Raw genomic sequence first — 2,551 nt, 5'->3', positions numbered from 1 at the left:
GTATTATTGTTATTACTGTTGCAGCCAGTCAGCAAAATGAGAGCGGCAGTCGCAAGCCAGATCGGTTTCATCGCAGTCTCCGGAAAGGTGGTTGTCTAAGAAGGCCGGGATTCGACGACTTGTTCCGAAAAATCAGCGGTCAGAGACCAAGCTGCCGGGCAGCGAGGTCGCGCATGATCTCTTCAGAGCCGCCGCCGATGGCCATAACGCGGACTTCGCGGTAGATGCGCTCGACCCTGTGGCCGCGGATGAAACCGGCGCCGCCGAGGATCTGCATGGCCTCCCGGGCGCAGAATTCCATCGTCTCGGTCGCCTGCACCTTCAGCATGGCAAGCTCGGCCACCGGCTGTTCCCCGCCCTGGACGCGCCAGGTGAGCTGGTCGAGCATCGCTGTCGTTGCCCAGACGCGCTGGCACATGGAGGAAATCTTGTGGCGGATGACCTGGTGGTCGGCGAGGCGTTTGCCGAAGGTTTCGCGCTGCTGCGCCCAGGCAGCCGCTTCCTCGATGCAGACGCGGGCATAAGCGGTCGCCTGCGCCGCCATGCCGAGCCGCTCGCCATTGAAATTTGCCATGATGCTGACAAAGCCCCGGTCGACTTCGCCGATCAAATTCTCCGGCGGCACGAAGACATCGTCAAAATGGATGGTTGCCGTGTCGGAGGCCCACCAGCCCATTTTGGGCAAGGACGTGCGCGAGACGCCTTCGGCTTCCAGGTCGATCAGCATCAGCGAAATGCCGCCCATGCCTTCGCCGCCCGTGCGGACTGCCGTGGTCAGCCATTTCGAGGTGCAGCCGCCTGTGATGTAGGTCTTCGAGCCGTTGACGACCCAGCCATTGCCGGAGGGTTTGGCGCTGGTCTTCAGCTTCGCGACGTCTGAGCCGCCGCCGGGTTCGGTAATGCCGAGGCTGATCTGCTTCTTGCCGGAGAGGACCTGCGGCGCGATCTCGCGCTTCATCTCCTCGCTGCCGCCGACCATGACAGGTGGCAGGCCGATGCCGTGGATCATCAGGGCGGATGACACGCCGCCCGCGCCCATGCGGGCAAGTTCCTCAGAGGTCACCGTGCCGTGGAAGCGGTCGAAATCGGTGCCGGCTCCGCCATATTCTTCCGGATAGCCCATGCCGATCAGGCCAGCTTCGGCGGCTTTGGGATAGACGTCGCGGGGGATGACGCCTGCTGTTTCCCAGTCCTCGATATTGGGGACAAGTTCCTTGTCGATGAAGCCGCGCACGGATTTGCGCCAGATGGAATGGGTCTCGTCCATCCACGGAGCGGGTGGGCGGAGCCTGTCGAAGGTGATGTCGCGTGCTTTTGCCATGGCGCGATCCTGATCGGGCGCGGCTGGAAATCAACTCATGACGTCGCGGCAAAAAGAAACCCGCTGACGCTTATGGTTTTCATTGGCGCGGGCGCAGCCCATATCAGACTGGTGACAGATCAAGACATGCCGCCTCCCTACCGTCAGGCCCGCGAGCCTATCTTCAATGGATTTCCACCCATTGTGCTGCTGCTTTCAGCGGCGATTATTGCCGTGAGCGCGCTGTTCCTCTTTTCGAGCGAAAGCGTTCGTGACCAGCTCTGGTACGCCTTCGCCATCCTCCACGATCCAAACATCAATTATATCGGGCGCCCGCTCGGCGAAATCGGGCCGATTTTCCTGCACGTGCTGCTGCATGTGAACGCGTTCCACCTGATCATGAACATGGCCATGATGATTGCGTTCGGGCCGGCGATTGCGAAAGCGCTTGGGCCGGGCCTGAAAGGGGCAGGCCTGTTTCTCGGCTTCTTCTTCGCCTGCGCCGCCGCAGGCGCCATTGCGCAGCTTGGATGGTCGATAGCCACACGCGAAACCATGGCGGCGATTGGTGCTTCGACGGCGCTCTCCGGGTTCTTTGCCGCGGCAGGCTGGCTCATGGGCGGCTTGCGCGGGGCGGTCCGGATGTCCCTGCCATGGCTGATCATCAACCTTGTCATCGCGGTCGCGGGTAATCTGTTCGTTGCGATGTTCGGGATGAGGCTCGCCTGGATCGCTCATATTGGCGGGCTGGCGGGCGGTTTCGTTCTGTTTCCGCTATTCCTGAAGCTTGCGCGGCCGGAGCTTAAAATCCTGCGCTAGCTGTCGCGCCGGATCGATGGCGTGGAAATGCCGAGCGCGGCGCTGCGCCTGAGCTTCTCGCGCCTGAACCTGAACAGCTCTGCCGGGCGGCCACCGGTCTGCGACATCATCTCGCCTGTGCCTTCGACCAGATCGGTCCGGTCGAGCGCGCGGCGGAAATTCTGCTTGTGCAGGCGCTGGCCGAGCAGGCCTTCGCAGGCTTCCTGCAAGGCCGACAGGGTGAAGCGCTCCGGCATCAGTTCAAAGGCGACAGGGCGATAGCGGATCTTGCCGCGCAGGCGCCCCATGGCCGTGGCCAGGATACGGCGGTGATCTGACGCCATCGGGTCGCCGAGCTTGATGTCCGGGGGTGGCAGGCCGGCATCGCGCGCGCATTCGGTCACAAGGCCTGCCTCATAGAGTAGTTCGTAGCGTTCCAGCACGCGGTCATCG

Annotated in this window: 3 protein-coding genes; 1 reads left to right on the top strand and 2 read right to left on the bottom strand. The window is 62.6% G+C overall.

Annotation, left to right across the window (positions count from 1 at the left end):
- Positions 1 to 139: 139 nt before the first annotated feature.
- Complete coding sequence (locus WA989_RS12055; protein ID WP_424340742.1) at positions 140 to 1,321, bottom strand: acyl-CoA dehydrogenase family protein; 1,182 nt, start codon at positions 1,319 to 1,321, stop codon at positions 140 to 142.
- Positions 1,322 to 1,393: 72 nt separating this feature from the next.
- Between WA989_RS12055 and WA989_RS12050 the strand changes: the two genes are divergently transcribed.
- Positions 1,394 to 2,119 carry a rhomboid family intramembrane serine protease gene (locus WA989_RS12050; RefSeq protein WP_424340741.1) on the top strand — a complete coding sequence of 242 codons (726 nt, stop codon included), beginning with the start codon at positions 1,394 to 1,396 and terminating at the stop codon, positions 2,117 to 2,119.
- Here WA989_RS12050 and WA989_RS12045 read toward each other — a convergent pair.
- Positions 2,116 to 2,551: NUDIX hydrolase (locus WA989_RS12045; RefSeq protein ID WP_424340740.1), on the bottom strand; the 436-nt coding region annotated here is incomplete at its 5' end. The genes WA989_RS12050 and WA989_RS12045 overlap by 4 nt on opposite strands.

This window comes from Henriciella sp., assembly GCF_049649345.1.
Taxonomy (GTDB): domain Bacteria; phylum Pseudomonadota; class Alphaproteobacteria; order Caulobacterales; family Hyphomonadaceae; genus Henriciella.
Note: the sequence above shows the minus strand (reverse complement) of the source record. Positions and strands in the feature narration are given on the sequence as shown.

Bases quoted from the DNA above. Each gene is read 5' to 3' on its own strand.
- WA989_RS12055 (WP_424340742.1), bottom strand. From the start codon at position 1,321: ATGGCAAAAGCACGCGACATCACCTTCGACAGGCTCCGCCCACCCGCT.
- WA989_RS12050 (WP_424340741.1), top strand. From the start codon at position 1,394: ATGGTTTTCATTGGCGCGGGCGCAGCCCATATCAGACTGGTGACAGAT.